Source organism: Pseudoalteromonas sp. XMcav2-N, assembly GCF_024124545.1.
Taxonomy (GTDB): Bacteria; Pseudomonadota; Gammaproteobacteria; order Enterobacterales; family Alteromonadaceae; genus Pseudoalteromonas.
Genome location: NZ_JAMXSF010000006.1, coordinates 129,772 through 146,689, shown reverse-complemented (window position 1 = coordinate 146,689; position 16,918 = coordinate 129,772). Strand labels below are relative to the sequence as shown.

Annotated in this window: 12 protein-coding genes; all 12 read right to left on the bottom strand. The window is 40.5% G+C overall.

Annotation, left to right across the window (positions count from 1 at the left end; all coding sequences use genetic code 11):
• Nucleotides 1–152: 152 nt before the first annotated feature.
• On the bottom strand, nucleotides 153–1,133 hold the full coding sequence (locus NH568_RS10070; protein ID WP_253046697.1) for a hypothetical protein: 981 nt from the start codon (nucleotides 1,131–1,133) through the stop codon (nucleotides 153–155).
• 111 nt (nucleotides 1,134–1,244) lie between these two features.
• Complete coding sequence (locus tag NH568_RS10065; protein ID WP_253046695.1) at nucleotides 1,245–3,479, bottom strand: polysaccharide biosynthesis tyrosine autokinase; 2,235 nt, start codon at nucleotides 3,477–3,479, stop codon at nucleotides 1,245–1,247.
• Nucleotides 3,480–3,493: 14 nt separating this feature from the next.
• The gene (locus NH568_RS10060) at nucleotides 3,494–3,928 is read right to left on the bottom strand and encodes a low molecular weight protein-tyrosine-phosphatase (RefSeq protein ID WP_253046693.1); all 435 of its coding nucleotides are present in this window, start codon (nucleotides 3,926–3,928) and stop codon (nucleotides 3,494–3,496) included.
• 11 nt (nucleotides 3,929–3,939) lie between these two features.
• Nucleotides 3,940–5,064 (bottom strand): polysaccharide export protein, encoded by a 1,125-nt coding sequence (locus tag NH568_RS10055; RefSeq protein ID WP_253046691.1) that lies wholly within the window; start codon nucleotides 5,062–5,064, stop codon nucleotides 3,940–3,942.
• 411 nt (nucleotides 5,065–5,475) lie between these two features.
• Nucleotides 5,476–6,900: a phosphomannomutase gene (locus tag NH568_RS10050; protein WP_253046689.1), complete on the bottom strand. Its 1,425-nt coding sequence runs from the start codon at nucleotides 6,898–6,900 to the stop codon at nucleotides 5,476–5,478.
• The gene (locus NH568_RS10045; RefSeq protein WP_253046687.1) at nucleotides 6,900–8,309 is read right to left on the bottom strand and encodes a mannose-1-phosphate guanylyltransferase/mannose-6-phosphate isomerase; all 1,410 of its coding nucleotides are present in this window, start codon (nucleotides 8,307–8,309) and stop codon (nucleotides 6,900–6,902) included. The genes NH568_RS10050 and NH568_RS10045 overlap by 1 nt, the downstream gene beginning before the upstream one ends.
• Nucleotides 8,310–9,516: 1,207 nt before the next feature.
• On the bottom strand, nucleotides 9,517–10,641 hold the full coding sequence (gene wecB / locus NH568_RS10040) for a UDP-N-acetylglucosamine 2-epimerase (non-hydrolyzing) (RefSeq protein ID WP_349287995.1): 1,125 nt from the start codon (nucleotides 10,639–10,641) through the stop codon (nucleotides 9,517–9,519).
• Nucleotides 10,642–11,245: 604 nt separating this feature from the next.
• Nucleotides 11,246–11,965, bottom strand: coding sequence for a WecB/TagA/CpsF family glycosyltransferase (locus NH568_RS10035; RefSeq protein WP_253046685.1), 720 nt, complete (start codon nucleotides 11,963–11,965; stop codon nucleotides 11,246–11,248).
• The gene (locus NH568_RS10030) at nucleotides 11,955–13,388 is read right to left on the bottom strand and encodes a hypothetical protein (RefSeq protein ID WP_253046683.1); all 1,434 of its coding nucleotides are present in this window, start codon (nucleotides 13,386–13,388) and stop codon (nucleotides 11,955–11,957) included. The genes NH568_RS10035 and NH568_RS10030 overlap by 11 nt, the downstream gene beginning before the upstream one ends.
• Nucleotides 13,385–14,788 (bottom strand): oligosaccharide flippase family protein, encoded by a 1,404-nt coding sequence (locus tag NH568_RS10025; RefSeq protein WP_253046681.1) that lies wholly within the window; start codon nucleotides 14,786–14,788, stop codon nucleotides 13,385–13,387. The genes NH568_RS10030 and NH568_RS10025 overlap by 4 nt, the downstream gene beginning before the upstream one ends.
• A 271-nt stretch (nucleotides 14,789–15,059) precedes the next feature.
• Complete coding sequence (gene rffA / locus NH568_RS10020) at nucleotides 15,060–16,208, bottom strand: dTDP-4-amino-4,6-dideoxygalactose transaminase (RefSeq protein ID WP_253046679.1); 1,149 nt, start codon at nucleotides 16,206–16,208, stop codon at nucleotides 15,060–15,062.
• 35 nt (nucleotides 16,209–16,243) lie between these two features.
• A complete protein-coding gene (locus NH568_RS10015) occupies nucleotides 16,244–16,915 on the bottom strand; it encodes a formyltransferase family protein (RefSeq protein ID WP_253046677.1) in 672 nt (223 codons plus the stop codon).
• Between the last annotated feature and the right edge of the window lie 3 nt (nucleotides 16,916–16,918).

The window sequence follows — 16,918 nt, the reverse complement described above, 5'->3', positions numbered from 1 at the left end:
AGACAAATACAAAACATTCTCAAAATGAAAGAGAATATTTGCAAGCTCACTGTGCTGTATAAAGTAATTCAATATAAAGAAGAATATACCTATTACAGCTACTAATGATTCACTCCTGACCTTACCCACTATCCCACGTAGCCTCTTATCGTTTAACAAGCATTTTCAAAACCAAATAACGATGTAACATTGGTTATTGTATTCTCTAAATACAAATGCTCTTCCTCGAAAAACACTCGACGCTGGCTTTCATACTCTTCGGCATTAAAGTTAAAAATATCAACTTTATCAATCATTACAAATAGTGCAGGGTAACTTTCAAGGAACCTTTTAAGGCCTTCGTTTTCATTCACGCATACACAAACACAACCCGCAGCTATATACTCATAGAGCTTAATAGGTGCACAGTAGTTATTATTCACTTCACTTGTGGTGTAGCTCAATAAGGCATATTGGAAATTCTTTTGAGTATCTTGAGACTTTCTTTGTTCAAGAACACCATAGTAATGGTGATTTTCAAAAACTGACAAATCGAAATCGTGTGCGACATGTCCTAATAAATTAAAGTTCAAGCCTGATTTATTTATTTTACTTATATACTCTTCAGGAAATCGGTTCGCACTAATCAACCCAGCATAAACAAGCTCAGGCCTTTTTACTTCAATTTCACTCTCCTCTAAAAAAGAAGGTATATTGGGAAGGACCAATAGCCCAGATACGTCATAGTACCCTTCTAGAAGCTTTGAGCGCTCGATGCTTGAAACTAGTATTCTCTTTGAAAAGCGTTTAAATATAAACCTATCAAGCTTTCCCACAATACTATTATCTAACCGAGGCAGCTCATTATAAACAAAAACCAGTCTTCTATTGGCTAGACCAGCAAAAAAGAAGATACGGCATAAATTAGTACCAAAGAGTATTACCGGTTTATGTAGAACCACTTGAATAGCGGGAACTAATAAGCACTTGAATAAATGGATCAGCTCTTTTCTGTAAGAGCGCTGCTTTGAGAACCAGCTAGAGTGATGACTAACATCATATTTCACCATCTCACACGAAGCCTTTTCCAATAGCTCCTCATACTTAAAGCAACTACTCGCCCAAGAAAAGCAATAGCTAGTATTTTTCTTCATTAGAAGTAACCCAACAAAAGAACGTACTGAGATCGCTTAAATTCACAAATAGCATGCGATTTAAGCAATCCATAAGTAAGCAGAAGAAGAATAATTTTATATGGTCAAAAATCACTTATCCGATTTGTATTCATAATTATAATAACCATAATACCCATAAGCATTACTTGCTTTCTTGACTACGCCATTAAACACAACACCTCGAACTTCAACTCCATTTTGCTCAAACCGGCTTCTGGTAAGAGCCAGCTCTTTAACTTGGTTTTGACCAAACCTAGTTACCAATATGGTGGTTCCCGCATGTGCACTGACAATGGCGGGGTCTGTTACCGCTAGAATAGGTGGCGTATCAACCAAGATGAGGTCATACCGTGAGGTTACTTCATCTATTAATGCCGAGAAGTTCGGGTGCATCAACAGCTCAGAAGGATTGGGGGGCACCTGGCCACGGGTAATAATGTCCAAATGCTCTACCTGACTCTTTCTGATCACTTCGTCCAGTTTTTTCTCTCCAGAAAGTAAATCACTTAACCCACAATTCCAACTAATTCCAAATTGAGTATGCAAATAACCCTTACGCATATCTGCATCAATTATCAGAACCTTTTTACCGCTTTGTGCCAGAACCGTCGCTAAGTTAACAGAGATGAAAGACTTACCAACACCTGGACTAGGTCCAGATATTGCGATGATATTGTTCTTTGCTTCGAGCATAGCAAAATGAAGACTCGTCCTTAGACTTCGCAATGCTTCAATCGATAAGTCTGCCGGATTATCGACGGCCAAGATAGATTTCGATTTTAAAGTTTTATCTTTTCTCGCTCGCGCAAACCCGGTGAGCTTGAGCTGATACTCTGAAAAAGGAACACTGGCGTATACAGGCAATCCCAGAGCTTCAATCTCTGCCGGGTCTTCAATGCCACGGCGTACCATCTTTTGAAGCACAACAATAGCCACAGCTAAAGCAAAGCCTAGTAGGGTATACATAACAACGATCAGAGACTTTTTCGGTTTAACAGGGCTGTAAGTATTTACCTCAGCCTCATCCACTATACGCGTATTACCTACAGTGCCAGCCCTGACAATATCTAATTCTTGTGCCTTAGCCAGTAACAGGGTGTAAATCTCGCTATTAACTTCCACGTCACGTTTTAGTCTAAGTAGCTCTTGTTGAGTTTCAGGTAACAACGCAACTTGACTACTAAAGCTATCTTTTTCTTTACTAAGCGCTGTAATTTGTTCGATAACACCACGATAAGAAGGGTGCTCTTTAGTGAACTTGCGAGACATCTCTAGCTTCTTAAGATCAAGTTCCTGAAGCTTAGTTTCAAGCGCTACAATTTGCTCCAATACAGCCTGAGTTTCCAGACTTATATCTACAGATTGCTGCCTGACCTGGTACTCATTAAACCTTTCTTCGGCAGATTCTAAACTTTTCTTGATGCTTGGCAATTGCACTTCAAGAAAATCAAGAGATTTCTGCGCTTCAGCACTGTTTCTTTCGACATTCTTTTGTACGTATAGCTCAGCTATTTTATTCAGAACATCCTTCGCATACTTGGGGTCGCTATGTTGTAGGTTGAGATTAATAATCCCAGAGTCTTTTCCTCTCTCACTAGCGACAATCGAAGATTGCAGACCAATTATAGTCAACAGGCGACTTTGCTTTGAGATGCCAAATTCCGTGCCAGGTCTAGCAACAAGACTGCGAACGGTTAACTTAAATCCATCACTAGCAAGCTCGTCACCGACTTTCCCCGAAAGCAGAACTTCTTCATCACCACCGATTAAAGATATCGTATTGTTCTCACCTACTCGAAGCAAAAAGCCCTGACCGATGGCGAACGAAGGGACCTCAAAAGCAAATATATCTATTTTTTCTCCACCCCAGGCATAAGATGTGGCACCGAATGAAGGCTCGGCAAGTTCGCCTTCATAACTAGGGTTAAATTTACGAAAAGCACGGTTACCTATAACAGGAAATAACTTTGGTGAAACAGTGGTATCTAGCTGCAACAAGTCGACCACTTCGCCAATGACCGTTCTCGATTTGAGTAATTCTATTTCTGTTACCGCAGCAGAAGCACCTTGAAATATTCCTAGCTCATCAAAACCTGGAACTGTTCCGCCTTTTTCTTCAACTTGGATTACCGCTGAAGCTTGATAAATTGGCGTGCTAAAAATGGCATGCGCAATACCTATGCCTGCAAAGATGACCGTTACAATTACAATCAATAGCTTTCGATCAAGCAATATACCAAAAAGAGATAACAGATCTATTTCATGGCTATTAGAAGAAGAGGATTTTGGGGTCGACGATGATATCATGTTGGGCTGAGCATTCATTTATTCTCAGTTCCTTATAAATACTTTTGCCAAGCGCTACAAGCACTATCTATTAATTCGTATACATATTCGAAAGCTTCTTTACTTTGCCTGTAAGGATCGGGGATTTCTTTATCATCTAACCACTTACCTAGTAAAAATGTTTTCCCTCGTGCTTCTGGGTATCTGGAGCATAAATCCGACACATGTCGATGCTCCATAACCAATATAACATCGTTATGCACTATCAGGTTTGAATCTAACTGTCTACCTTTGTGTCCAGACATATCAATACCATGGGTTTGAGCAATTAATAGCGCATTCTGATCGGCCTTGTGCCCTTCCATTGCGGTCAACCCTGCGGAAGATACATTAATGTTTTTACCTTCCACTTTGTCACGCAAAACATACTCAGCCGTGGGGCTACGACAAATATTGCCTGCGCAGACAATCAATATATTCTCAAACATAATTTTTTCGCCTATTGATTGTCTATATCTTGCAAGCTATCTACTGTTGTTAAGGAAGGTAGTAACAAAGAGATGACTTTATTCCAGCGCGAGATAGGTGCACTAGTGACGTATATAACATCTTGAGGTTGTAGCTCAAATTGCTCAGCCAGTACAAGGGCCGCGATATTTTTCGAATGCAGCTGGTAAACGTCAGCAAAATAACCATCCTCTTCGATATTACGCTTGCGCAAAACGAAAATACCGTTAGCATCAGCACTTCTTTCATTAATCCCGCCAACTTCAGCCATGGCCTCGGCTAAACTGAGCCCATAGCGATTTACAGGAACTGTACCAGCACGCATTACATCACCTAAGACATATACATTCCGTTTGTCGTTTCGCCCAATGTGCACTATATCACCGTGTTTTAGCAATCGGTTTTGTGAGATATCACCATACGAATATAAGTCATCAAGGTGAATGATTTCACTTTTATTATTGCGGCTAAATGTCACAGTTTCCCAATCAGCGCGGTCGTTTAAGCCGCCAGCTAAATTGATTGCGTCAACGAGAGTAAGGGGAGTCTCCGTGATAGGATAAACACCGGGTTTACTTACTTCACCAGTAACATAGACTTTCTGGCTTCTAAAACCAACGACCTTAACATCGATTTGCGGATCTTCAATGACTCGGCTCAGCCTTTGTACCAAATCGTCTCTCAACTCACTAACAGTTTTACCTGCAGCCTGGATTTTAGGAGCATAGGCATAGCTAATTGTTCCATCGGCAGCGACTCGAAACCCGTCAAATTCTGCGGTGCGTTGAACTGCTGCTGGAATAGTCAACTCGGGGTGGTCCCACACACCAATAGTGACCACGTCACCGACACCTAACCGGTATTCATAGTCGTTAATTCCTAAATCTTGGTAGTTAGGTGCAACGGACACATCCGCTTGACTTTTCAATTGATTGATTAATTCTGAATCAATCAATTGTATATTCAATTTATTTAACTCTTCACTGACACTATCTGTTTTTTCACCAGAAGTTATACCTTTAAAGTGACCACCGGGTATTAATGTACAACCACTTGTAACGAGTAAGCACGTCAAAACTGCTGACGTTGCAATGAATTTTCTACAGCATTGCGCCATTTGCTCTTCCTAACATCCTAAATTATTTAACTCAAATTGCTCGCTAACCCATGCCTTTGCCAGTTGCGTTCGAGCAGCGTGCTAATTAAATCATGCTACAAGCTCCTTCGCAAGTGAACTTTGCTTTTCACGTTACAAGCCATTTACGACACCATTTTGAAATTAACACTATTACCAAAAATAGAACTGCCTGATATATTTATTTCAATACTAACATAGGCATATAATTGAGATGTGATTAATTGCTTAAGGGTTACGTTGTGAAATGAATTTAAAATAAATTCAATTTTCTTGCGACGAATGAAGCGAGTCTCGCCCCCAAATAGCTAATCAATACATTGGAACTGATCACAGACTTAGAAGCTTGAGCAAATGACAGTTTACAATTTACTCAAGCCTCTATATTGTCGCTTAATAAACAGGTAAGTTCTGCAAAACGCGATTGACCAGATCCTCAGCCCGTTTCTGGCTATCCGATTCAGCATAGCAACGGAGTTCTGGTGCGTTTCCGGACGGGCGTAGGTGAACTACCTCTGAGTTTGAAGCTGTTAATCGGAAACCATCCGTCTCATTAATGTCAAGCACCGCGAGCCCATCTCCCACCAAGTCACAGAGTGCTTGCGGCGAACTGCGAAACTTATCAATTAGCCCAAGACTCACGCCTTTTTCGATTTCCTTTAGACGGTCACTTGCAGTAAAGCGTACAGGCAAACCGCTAACCACTTGGGAGATATGCTTACCTTCATTCCAACAGTGTGCGAATAGCGCAATTGCTGGCAACAACGCGTCTCTTGTAGGCAATGCCTTCAACGGAACTGCGTTGTAATGGATATCACTGGCAAGCAAGAACCCCCCGTTTGCTTCAAATCCAGCTACCTTATACCCTGCTGATATTAAATCTGAAAACGCATCTATCACATAGGGGGAGCCAATTCTTGTGCGGACAACACTTTCAAATTGCTTAGACTTTTCAACCGCGGTATTACAGTTTACAGGCATCGCTAATGCATCAACATTCAAAGCCGCAGCGGTTAACAAACCGAGCACATCCCCTCTTAACCAATTACCTTGCTCATCAGCAATTAAGGGCCTATCTCCATCACCATCTGTAGAAAAAATAGCATCAAGGCTATACTTTTCAGACCATTCTTTAGCCAGTTTTCGGTCTTTCTGAGATACAGCTTCGGTATCAATTGGCACAAACGTGTCACTGCGGCCTAAACTAATTACTTCTGCCCCCAAAACCTCAAAAACGTCCCTATATAAATCACGCCCAGCACTGGAGTGTTCATAAATACCAAGACGTCTATTCTGGAACGGCTTAGAATTGAAAAGTTCAACGTAGCGTGCAACATAATCATCACTCGCTTTTAGACTCAATGCTAAGTTCTCTAGCGGTGACTCAAATTCACACACTGAGTCACAGGTGAGTATCGCGCCTTCATCCTGCTTAGTAATCTCGCCATCAGGTTTGTAAAATTTCAGTCCATTCCTGTCAAACGGTATATGGCTTCCTGTCACCATGATACTGGGGATATTGAGTGAGCTAGAATGAAGAGCCAAAGCAGGTGTTGGTAACACGCCACTGTAGTCTACAGATAAGCCAGCCTTTTTCGCTGCTGCTGCACAGCTTAATGCTATTCCGTAACTACTAGGCCTATTGTCAATTCCTATCGCAATACTATCAAACTCATACTGTGCTCTCAAAGACTCTATGAATGCCTGTGTGAACGCAAAACATACTTCAGGCTGGAATTGCTCAACCAGCCCTCTTGCACCACTAGTACCAAAAGCAATACCACTGTCTTTAATGATTCTTTGGACCGTATCTTGCATTATACTCTACCGTACTTATCTTCAAAGCGTACTATGTCGTCTTCACCTAGATAAGCGCCAGATTGAACTTCTATGAGCTCCAAATCGACTTTACCTGGGTTCTCAAGCGCATGAACTGAAGTAATGGGTATATAGACTGACTCGTTTTCTGTCACAAAGCGCTCTTCACCATCCAAGTGAACTTTGGCCGTACCAGATACCACAATCCAATGTTCTGCCCTATGGTAATGCATCTGCACAGATAGCTTAGCGCCTGGCTTAACGGTGATCCGTTTAACCTGGAAACGCTCGCCATTGTCAACAGAATCATATTTACCCCAAGGTCGATATACTTCTCTGTGAAAGCTCACTTCTCTACGCTGTTCACACTTCAGCTTTTTAACAATTTGCTTAACTTCCTGAGATTTATCTTTATGCGTTACCAGCACCGTGTCTTTTGTATTGACGATAACAAGATCTTCAACTCCAACAACAGACACTAATTTATCCTCGGAATAGACAAGTGTATTTTTCGTATCTATCGCAGTTACATCGCCTGTAAACGCATTATTATTCTCATCCTTTTTGCACACTTCCCATAAAGCAGCAAAACCGCCAACGTCATTCCAACCTACGGTCATCGGAACAACTACGGCTCCTGAGGTTTTTTCCATAACAGCATAGTCAACAGAGTCTTCAGGACACGACTTGAAAGTTTCAGCATCAACTCGAATAAAGTCTAGATCTCTTTTTTGTACTTTACTCGCCTCTAAACAGACCTCATAGATATCAGGTCTGTGCTCTTTAAGCTCTTCTAAAAAGCGGCTCGCTTTAAACATGAACAATCCACTGTTCCAATAATATTGACCAGATTCCAGATACTCCCTCGCTTTCTCAATATTGGGTTTCTCAACGAATTTGTCAACTGAGAATGCCTGAGACTCTTGAATACGCTCGCCACGCTTAATATAACCATATCCTGTTTCAGGTTTGTCGCAGGAGATACCAAAGGTAACTAGTTTGCCTTGTTCTGCTAATACGCTTGCTTCATTGATGCTCTCACAAAAAGCAGCTTCATCTTCTACAACATGATCTGCCGCCAACACCAATAACAATGGGTCCGACCCACTTTCAAGCGCAGTTATTGCAGCCAGCGCAATAGCAGGAGCCGTATTTCTTCCCACGGGTTCTAACAAAATACCACTGTGTCCAACTCCAAGCTGCCTGACCTGCTCAGCTGCAATAAATCTATGATCCTCATTACAAATGAGAAGACAGGGCTGGTGTTCAATCCCTTCGAGCCTCTTTATAGTTTGTTGCAGCATGGTGTATTCACCATGCAACTTAAGAAACTGTTTCGGGTAATTCCCTCTTGATAGAGGCCATAATCGGGTGCCTGACCCTCCAGCTAAAATGACAGGTAGTATCATTTAGAATTCCTTAAATTACATAATCAATAAGACTTTTTTGTACTATCAGAACAAAAATATCTGTTACTTCTATTGTCTCTTAATTAAGAACAATATAGTTCAATTGTTAATTCTCTTCACTTTACTATGCAAAAACTGTTGAGGCTATTAAATTTGATTGACATCGCATCAGTATCCTATACATAGTTGGCCTGTATCTATAAACGCTTTTCGAATCGCCAGGTCTTACTCTAATTTGACGCTTGCAATTAACGCTCAAAAAGTCACATGTATTCGCAATACACAGGCCTAATTATGCTCATTAAGCAAGTGAGATGATTTCTATTACTTCTACACAGCGTAGCCTCACAGCTTTACGATGTCGTATTTTCTCATCATAAACATCCAGTTCTATCTGCAAGAGATCCTAGAGGAGGCAGCTATCGCTGCAGAAGACGTGACGTCAAAAAATAAAGACAAGCTACATAGAAGCTAATATGAATGGTCAAAAAGTAATTGAGTTTACTTTCTCTTTCAGTAATGCGCATCAACCTGATTCGTTCCTTCTTTATATAAACAGCAAAATTACTGTTTTCCATTTTACAATATGGTATCTGGTCTACAACCAGCTTAATTATACGCATTAGTGAACCCTAGTCCACTTTATATTCGTTCGTATATACACATCAAACATATCATACACACTTTGTAACCTTTCAAAAGCAGAACATAACTTCAAAGTATGAAATTTGAACACACATCAATGTAAACGCAACTTTCTACACCAACCACGCAGCCACAGCAAACCCCGACACTTTGCTGTAAGACCACGAACTTTAAAACAAGGCCTGATTAGCATCAGATTTTAGACTTGCCAGCAGTAATATACACTATGATAGCGAGAGTTTTCTGTATTTAAACACTAATCGAGCTTCGGACAACCTGATTAACTTATGGCTACCATTTACTCTCTTCTATCCGCACAGTCTATAGCATCGAACATACAAGAATGCGGTTACGCTTTTACTCCCCTAATGCCGTGGAAACACGCATTAATTGTTCACGATATGGCTAGCTGCTGGTTATTTTGCTTTCACCCAATGTAATTAACAACCATTGCTCACCCTGAGATGAGCTAATAGTCTCCACATTTTTGCTCTTATCGACCTCAAGGTCGAAAAAGCGCATGGTCGTTGGCCACCCAAATTCTTTGATACTTGCCTTCAACCTATAAAGTTAATGCTGCTAGACTGTCACAAATTCGCTCACATGCATTACCATCTCCGTATGGGTTATGTGCGAAACTCATTAAATTGTAAGCATCTTCATCTGTAAGTAGCTTAGTAAGCTCTGTGGTAATGCGCTCAACATCTGTACCAACCAACTTCACAGTTCCTGCTTCGACGGCCTCAGGTCGCTCTGTTGTATCTCTCATCACCAGAACAGGTTTACCCAAGCTTGGCGCCTCTTCTTGAATCCCCCCTGAATCAGTTAATATGATGTCAGCTCGATTCATAAGGTAAACGAAAGGCAGATATTGTTGCGGTTCTATCAAATGCACGTTCTTGATGTCTTTCAAAATACGATTCACCGGCTCCTGGACATTGGGATTAAGGTGAACAGGATAAACAACTTGAACATTTTCATGCATGCTCGCAGTCTTTGCTAACGATTCACAAATTCGCTCGAACCCTCCTCCAAAGCTCTCTCTGCGATGACCGGTCACTAGGATGAGTTTTTTGTTTGGATCTAAAAAAGGAAACTGTGTCGTTAGCTTCTCGCTTAATACTTGGTCTTCTTCAATCTGCTGCTTAACTAGCAGAAGTGCGTCTATCACCGTATTACCAGTGACATAGATCTTCGACTCATTAAAATTCTCAGCCAATAAATTCTGCTTTGATGTTTCTGTTGGAGCGAAATGAAGCTCAGTCAATACACCTGTTAACTTTCGGTTTGCTTCTTCTGGCCAGGGTGAATAAATATCACCTGTTCTTAATCCAGCTTCTACGTGTCCAACTTTGATCTGCTCAAAGTAAGCAGCTAGGCTAGCTGCAAACGTCGTCGCCGTATCACCATGAACCAATACGATATCTGGCTTAAACTCTCTTAATATTCCATTCAACTCAGTTAGGATACGACTGGTTACTTCAGGTAATGTTTGGCCCGACTTCATAATGTTCAAGTCATAGTCCGGAGATATTTTAAACAAGTCCAAAACTTGATCTAACATTTCACGGTGCTGTGCAGTAACACATACACGAGCTTCAAACCGACCATCATTAGCTAATTTACGTACTAAAGGCGCCATTTTAATGGCTTCTGGTCTGGTACCGAATACAGTTAAAACTTTCACTTCATCTCCTCTTGAATCACACAATTTATTCTTCCAATGCTGCTCACCCCACTTCATATACCGATGAGTTTTATATCAACTGATAAAAATTGCACCGCATAAAAGGGGCCAGTATTTCAGCTACGCACGTTGTTCCCTAGTGCAACAAAGTTTGTTTAGTCATTCATATTATCCACAACTAGAAAATTTGCTCCAGTTATATGCCCATAAATCTGCTTAAGTAGCTGATTTGCACGACCACTTTCCCTGTCTACAGAAAATTTACTTGACAACTGTTTCAATTTGTCGAGGGCTTACACGAAGAGAAGCATTTCTGGGAGATCATGATAGTAATATCAGCCCTGCTGAAGGAGTATCAACTAACCAGGTATGTGGAGGCCTTCGACTATAAAGTCAGAGAGTATGCTAACACCAGAGAAAGATTTACTGAACATGTTACTTTTAACTTCCACAAGCAAGAAATGTCCATACCCAATTCCAAAGCACTAGCTTGGGCTGCCCAATTGCGGGTTTGTACAATAGGGCATAGCCTGAAAACGTCAGTTATCGCTCTCCCACACTTGGTGACTTTAAGCCGTGTAAAGTTGGAAAAGTGGAATTGATATTATTTATTTCTAAACAGCATAGCGACAAACCGAAACAATTTAATTTGTCTTCCAATTCTGCTTGGCTGCGCAAGTAAACGGTACAACCACTCTAAACCGAGATTGCAAAAAATGCGTGGAGCTCTTTTGACGTGCCCTGTAAAAACATCGTAGGTTCCGCCCACTCCCATCATAACAGCCTTAACCCCGTTGTCCTTGCATTTGAACATAAACTGCTCTTGCCTTGGTGATCCTAAGGCCACTGATACGAATTCAGCTTTGGAAGCTTTTATTTTCTCAATAAGCGCATCTTCATTATCGAAAAAGCCATCCTCGTGTCCTACAATATTCGCCCCATAAAGCTGAGCTGCTTTCTCTGCTGTGGCTTGGTTTACTTCTTTGGAGGCACCCACAAAAAAAATGGGCAGGCCAGTCTTACCAGCTTCCGCAACCAATGCTTCCCAAAGCTCGCACCCCGGCACACGCTTAATCGATTCACCGTGCTTTAACTTTACAGCTTTCACTATGCCCATTCCATCAGCATAAAGGACATCGCTTTTCTTTAAAATATCGCCGATTTCTTTTGATTCCTGGCCTTTAAGTACCTTTTCAGGGTTCAGAGCTGTCAATATAATGCCTTTGTCTTTTATATTCATATCCATGATATGACTAACAGCGTTCTTAATGTCTGGAAAGCAGTGGACTTGCAAGCCAAAAACTTCCAGTAACTTAATGTTCATTTGATTTAGAAACCCCAATTAAAAAGTATAGCACTAGAGCATAGCAACATATTCTAAGAACAGAGAAACTCAAGTTGAACGAGTTCTCTTGTAGAAAAGAAGCGGACAAAATTGACGCACTTGTCGCAAACAAAAAGTAACCGATTCTAGTTTTGCTTAACACCGCTTTTTTTAAGATAGTAAGACAAAACATAACCAGAAAAAACAGACCAAGGATCCCGGTATTATACATAACGAGTCCAACGAAACTTTCAGCTCCCTGAGTGACCCAGCCGCCCATATTGCCACCCGTACCCAGGTCATGACCTATGAAGAAGCTCAACCAAGAGTCAAAGGTGATAAACGGTAGGACTAAACCCTGCACATGAATTGCAGAGCTATCTGTCACGCCACTTTGCAATGCTCGAAGGGAAATTATTATAACAGCACAACCAACAGCGAACAAAGACAGCCTATATTTAGTAGTCCCTGAAACTTTTAGCCTCAAGCAGATATTAATTGCCAAAAAGCATGCCAATAGAAAGAAAAAGGCCTTACTTAATGTTGCTGCGGCAAGCAAGATACATATAACTAAACCAGACAGCTTCAGAGCTGGATTTTTAACAAAATAATAAATATACGAAAAAAACAAGAAAAACGAGTAAGCGGCTAATATTGGATCAGCAAACACCCCTGGAAAACGCATAAAAAACATGCCAAAAAGAATCGTTCTGTTATTCCCTTCTGCCCCTCCCCGCCCCAACGTTTTTCCAATGTCCAGAAAGACTTCATTCAGACTAAAATCGAATGCTATCTGAAGTGACATAAAGAATAGCGAAATAAATAAGACGACGGCAATTATCAGCTTAAAGAGTGGGCTTCCATGATACCTCACTTGAGCGCAGTGCTTTGCTTTGAGTAAGTAGCTACAGCACCATGAAATCAAAAGAAACTGTAGTAAGAAAGGGAAGTAGACATTAACAAAGTAAGCCACTGAGACAAATGCATCTGTTTTCAGTCCCTTTACCAGGGAAGCCAAAAGAATCAAAACAAAAAAGAAAAAGTACTTATAGCTAGTATCTGTGCTCGATAATTTAAAGTTAGAACACGCTAAAATAGCAATAATAATTGGAAAAACCAAAGCAGCTTTAATTATTGCCCAATAACTGCTTGACATGTAAAAGTCCAAGTTCAAAACATAGCTTAAATACAACCAATAAAAAACCGACAATAAGCTAGTAACTGTCAACGTGAGAATAGCAGCTGCTCTGGAGTAAAAAGAAATGCCTGACATGAAGATCGCAAACGCCAACAATGCCAGAGGTTCACTTGCAATAAGAAGCACCGAAATACAAGCCACTAATAGCATTAAAGAAGCGCGCAATACAGCGCTGTATTGGCAAGGTATCCGCAATAGGTGCGTCACGTAATTATCCTGATTCATTTTGGCTTTCTCAAAATAACGAGATATTGATTGGCTCGTACTCGGACACGAGATAGTGCGAAGAGTAACAAGCAGACTGCAGATAAACCAACCCATAGTTTAGCTTTTTCTTGCAATAAAGCGTCAATTGAAGCACATACCAACAAAGCGCTGATCACAAAGTAATCTCTCCTCTGATAAACCGGCTTCCAGACTTTTCTTGAAAACTCACTCCTAAGCACATAAAACACCATAAAGGCACTCATGGTGGCTATCGCCGCGCCTGGAGCTCCTAAGTGAGGTATTAGCAGTATATTAAAACCGAGTGCAACAATTAGGCTTAGAATCGCTGATGCGACTGAATATTTTGTTTTCTTTGTTATTCCTATTCCGACCTTTGTACATTCTGAAAGCATATACATCAGAGGAGCAACAATACAACTTGAAAGTAAATATTGAACACTTACATACGAATTCGGAAGGAGGTAACTAACTAGGGGTTTGAATAACAACACCAAAGAGAAAATAATGACCACAGCATCTCTTACCAGTTTAACAAAGGTATTAAATACACTTGTGTCCCCTCCATATGAATTAACCTTGTAAACATACGGGGTCCATATAGTGGAAAAAACTTGCTGAAAAATCATTGCGACACCAGCAAGGTTTACTGCTAAGGCGTAGTTTGCTAATTCTCCTAAACCCGAATACTCTTTGAGTAACAACCTATCAATTGAGACTAAGCCCCAATACGCCAAACTGGAGATAACAAGTGGTGATGCATAAGAGAGCACTTTTTGAACAAGCCTTTTGTCAAAGTTACTCAAATTCATAGCAGAAATTGAAGGAATAACTTTCCATGCAACAAAGGAAAACGTAATAACATATGATGCCGTAAAGCCAAGCAAGATATACTTAAAATCATTAAAATCGTATAGACTCGCGGCAACAACACTCACTAAAAATAAAAATCGTGGTAAAACCTGAACAACCGAGTATAACAGCGCACGCTCACTCATTCTGGATTCAATTTGCAAAAATCTTATTAGGTAATTAGTGAGCAATATGATGCAAACAAGTATATAAGAAAAATACCATTCAAAGTTAAACCATAACTCAATAAACTCGCTGGAATAGAAACCAACTAATGCACTAGCGACCAGCAGCAGAATAAGCCCGGGGAGGCTAAATGAAACTAAAAATGCTGACCTATCTTTGGCATCATGGTACTCACGAACATAAGCCTGATCCAATCCAAGTGTAAAAAACAGCAGAGAAAAGGAAACTAACACTTGTATAAGTGCGTATCTGCCTATATCTTCACTAGAGAACAGCCAAGACATAACAGGTAAGGTAATTAACCCCACTAAAGCAGTTAAAACTGGTCCAAGTGAGAAATGTAAAATTTTCTTAAAACTCATTATAACTCAAACTAATATACCAATATTAAGGTCCAGCAAATAAAAGCTCTGATAGGCGCTTAACCTATCCATAAATATTTTCTTGTGGAGACAGCTTTCATCCGGGGTTGCCGAATATAAAAATCTGCTGTATCCGTTTGCACTTTTGGATAGCCCCGCATCTTACCGTGGTACTTTCCGCCCAGGAAAGCATGCCTCCCATCAATAAGCTTCATTGAGTAAATAAATCAACATGAAGCTTACCGAAAGGTCTTAAGCAAAAGACTTTTTGTTAGGAGCCCTGAAAAAACCTCTTTATTTCATTACATACATGCTCAATGTCTTGCCCATCCAAGCCGTACCAAAGAGGTAACCTAAGCAGCCTATTACTCTCTAGAGTTGTAAACTCGTCTTGTCCACTGAATCTTGAAAACACTTTACCTGCTGTCGAAGAATGAAGTGGCACATAGTGAAAAGCCGTTTGAATATTAGATTCGCGTAAAAACTGAATTAGCTGTGTCCGAGTTTCAAGAGAATCTAGCTTTACGTAAAACATATGGGCATTATGCTCGCACTCTTCAGGAATTGATGGTAGTTCCGCATGCCCTTGTCTCTCGACCTCGGCCAGACCGTCATAATATCGTTTCCAACTATTCAAACGATCTTGGTTAATTAACTGAGCATTACCGCCTTCCATCTGTGCCAATAGATAAGCAGCGCTAATATCATTCATCAATAAGCTGCTGCCTATGTCAACCCAAGAATATTTATCAACCTGTCCTCGTAAAAATTGACTTCGGTCGGTGCCTTTTTCACGAATGATCTCTGCTCGCTCAATCAAAGTTTCATCGTTGATCAATAACAAACCACCTTCTCCTGCACTCGTATAATTCTTGGTTTCATGAAACGAGAATGCACCTAAGTGGCCAATAGTTCCTAAAGGCTTCCCTTTGTAAGTACTCATCACCCCTTGTGCGGCATCTTCAACCACGAACAGCTTATACTTTTGCGCGATACTCATAATTGTATCCATCTCACAAGCAACGCCAGCATAGTGAACAGGAACTATTACTTTGGTCTTTTCTGTAATGGCAGCTTCGATCTTAGATTCATCAATATTCATCGTGTCTTTTCGAACATCAACAAACACGATTTTAGCGCCTCGCAGAACAAAAGCATTTGCTGTTGACACAAAGGTATAGCTGGGCATGATCACTTCATCGCCCTCTTTTATATCAAGCAATATCGCACTCAGTTCTAACGCGTGAGTACAAGAAGGTGTTAGCAGTGTTTTCTTTACAGAAAATGCATTTTCAAACCATTGTTGACACTTTTTCGTGTATGGTCCATCACCGCATAACTTATTATTTCCTAGAGCTTGTTTGATGTAGTCAATTTCATTGCCAACAACAGGCGGGTTATTAAACGGAATATTATTCATGATTGGACCTTTACTTATTGAGGCAAAATTGAGATTTATCTATATGGTGTAAGAACTTTATCAGAAGGGTTCTTTTCATTGTGTTCGCGTATACTATGAAAAAACTCTCGATCTTGTTTTAAGAAGTATCGCCCGGAGCCAGTTTGCGGTTTGCCCTTATCTCCGAGAAATACCATTTTCAGCGATTTCGGCAGCTCATGTGCTATTAACTCACACATTCTGTAGTGTAAAATCTTTGGTGTTTCTTCAGGGAAGAGCTTGAGTTTACTTTGTGCCAAGATATTGCCGGCATCCACTTGTTCACTGACATAATGAATCGTAATGCCATAATACTCTTCAATATTAGCCCAGTAATGCATATAAGCCCTTGACCCCTTGTAATCTGGCAAGTAAGAACCATGACAATTGATTAACTTTCCATCTAGTGCATTTATTTCTCTTGCTTTTATTATGTAGGGCCACCCTAGAAGCACCAAGATATAATCATCACAATCAGCAGTGAAAGATTTAACTTCCGATGGGCAAATTGCTTTTCCAGTAACATGGTATTCGATATCCAAGTTATTTGCCGCGGTGACAGCGCAGCCTTCGGAGCACGAAGAGAAAAACATCAGTTGGTAATCACTTTTCAAGCTTTGATGGGTTAGCTCAATAATAAGCTGTGCTTTAAGGGAGTTACCTTCACCGACGAATATAACCTTATTCATACA

Excerpts from the sequence above, each read along its gene's own strand:
- NH568_RS10070 (WP_253046697.1), bottom strand. The coding sequence starts at position 1,133 with ATGAAGAAAAATACTAGCTATTGCTTTTCTTGGGCGAGTAGTTGCTTT.
- NH568_RS10065 (WP_253046695.1), bottom strand. The coding sequence starts at position 3,479 with ATGAATGCTCAGCCCAACATGATATCATCGTCGACCCCAAAATCCTCT.
- NH568_RS10060 (WP_253046693.1), bottom strand. The coding sequence starts at position 3,928 with ATGTTTGAGAATATATTGATTGTCTGCGCAGGCAATATTTGTCGTAGC.
- NH568_RS10055 (WP_253046691.1), bottom strand. The coding sequence starts at position 5,064 with ATGGCGCAATGCTGTAGAAAATTCATTGCAACGTCAGCAGTTTTGACG.
- NH568_RS10050 (WP_253046689.1), bottom strand. The coding sequence starts at position 6,900 with ATGCAAGATACGGTCCAAAGAATCATTAAAGACAGTGGTATTGCTTTT.
- NH568_RS10045 (WP_253046687.1), bottom strand. The coding sequence starts at position 8,309 with ATGATACTACCTGTCATTTTAGCTGGAGGGTCAGGCACCCGATTATGG.
- NH568_RS10035 (WP_253046685.1), bottom strand. The coding sequence starts at position 11,965 with ATGAACATTAAGTTACTGGAAGTTTTTGGCTTGCAAGTCCACTGCTTT.
- NH568_RS10030 (WP_253046683.1), bottom strand. The coding sequence starts at position 13,388 with ATGAATCAGGATAATTACGTGACGCACCTATTGCGGATACCTTGCCAA.
- NH568_RS10025 (WP_253046681.1), bottom strand. The coding sequence starts at position 14,788 with ATGAGTTTTAAGAAAATTTTACATTTCTCACTTGGACCAGTTTTAACT.
- rffA (WP_253046679.1), bottom strand. The coding sequence starts at position 16,208 with ATGAATAATATTCCGTTTAATAACCCGCCTGTTGTTGGCAATGAAATT.
- NH568_RS10015 (WP_253046677.1), bottom strand. The coding sequence starts at position 16,915 with ATGAATAAGGTTATATTCGTCGGTGAAGGTAACTCCCTTAAAGCACAG.